General features: G+C 53.8%; 1 protein-coding gene and 1 pseudogene. Both read right to left on the bottom strand.

What is annotated here, in order from left to right; translation table 11 throughout:
- Positions 1-42 precede the first annotated feature (42 nt).
- On the bottom strand, positions 43-822 hold the full coding sequence (gene dsbG, locus INT22_RS12770) for a thiol:disulfide interchange protein DsbG (protein WP_193061399.1): 780 nt from the start codon (positions 820-822) through the stop codon (positions 43-45).
- Positions 823-956: 134 nt separating this feature from the next.
- Positions 957-1,469 (bottom strand): annotated as a pseudogene (locus tag INT22_RS12775) (alpha-amylase); the annotation flags it as partial.

Consider the following 1,469-nt stretch of genomic DNA (forward strand, 5'->3'; position numbering starts at 1 on the left):
TCAGGCACTTATTAAACAAAAAAAACAGCCCAATTGTCTGCTTTAAGGCGCTTCACCGCCCATCATCTCAATTAAACGCTCCTCGCTCGGTAAGCCTTGAATCCGGTCGATACGTAAATTGCCACTGTCTGTTTCGCGCTGGAAGGCGCTGGTGGGCGTAGCGTACAGGCCTAGCTCCTCAAAAAGCTGATTGTTGGCATATACCTGTTCTTCAATATCTCTAGGCTGAGCGCTTGCTGAAAGCGAATCGCCGCTGCTGTGGTCATGTAGCGCAGCAGAAGGGTCGTCTGCACCTAGTATCGTGGCCGCCAGAGCGGGACTGTTCGGCGCCAAGATGCCCACCATAATATGGCGCAGCTGCACTTCACCAGCCTCTACCCAGGGGCGGCTTTGTTGCCACAGCTGGCGACAGTAGGGGCAGTTAGCATCGGTAAAGGTATAGATAACCCGCGGCGCGTTTTCATCGCCATCTTGAATCCAGTGGCTCTCTTCCAGTAACGCCCAGGTTTGCGCTTCAAGCGGCACCCGAACATGCTCCTCTATCTGTGCTTCGGTGAGGTCGTTGCCTTGATCATCCATTAGCGTGCCGATAATGGTGTGTTGGCCATCAGGCGTTAAATAAATCGCCAGCTCTTGGCCCTGCACGCTAGCACCGTAACCACGCATGCCCCCTGGCGCCTCAAACTGACCGTGAATCGTTATCCCCTGATTGGTGAGCGCTTGAACCGGCGCCGGCAGTTCTTCGGCATAACTCAACGACACGCTACTCATCGCTACAGTAAGCGCTAAGGTGCGCAATCCCGGCAAAAAAATGTGAGGCATAACACGTCCTTATACATGCGAAAAGTCGGCATCAACGCTATCGCCATTGATGATGATCGCGACAGTATCTCAGTCATCGATTATTTGGCGATTATATTGCCTAATTGCTGAGACATTATGCCGCAATGCACCTTTCACGTGTCTGCCACCATCCATCTTATTGCATAGGGAGGAAGCGCGGTTTCCTCCAGGGCGTTTTGCAGATCCAAAGCACGCCAAGTATGTTGGCTAAGTGCCTGCTCAAGTGCTTCTCCTACATTATCTAATGGCAGTAGCGTATCGGTGACATTAAACAGGGCAAGCAGGCGGCGGCCGTCGCTTAGCGGGCCTCGCTCAATGGCTAACACTTCAGGCGGCGTAGTCAGTACGCGTTGTGTGGCGTTGGGGTGGAAGCAGGGCTCTGTGCGCCGAAGTTCCAGCAAGCGGCTAAGCGCATGAAACACATCGTGGGTCGGCGTTGAGGGGCTTTCGAGTAACAGTGTTAGCTCATCACGCTGCCAGCGGCGTCGATTAATTGAGCGCAATCGGCCGCTGCGCTCCACTCCTTCGACATCGTTAAGCGTGCCGGTCAATGTATGAATATAGAGGGCGGGAATGCCCTGGAGCGTCAGCATAATAGCTTGGCTGCACAGGAAGCGGGCAATTTG

This window comes from Halomonas sp. 3D7M, assembly GCF_014897885.1.
Classification (GTDB): Bacteria; Pseudomonadota; Gammaproteobacteria; order Pseudomonadales; family Halomonadaceae; genus Vreelandella.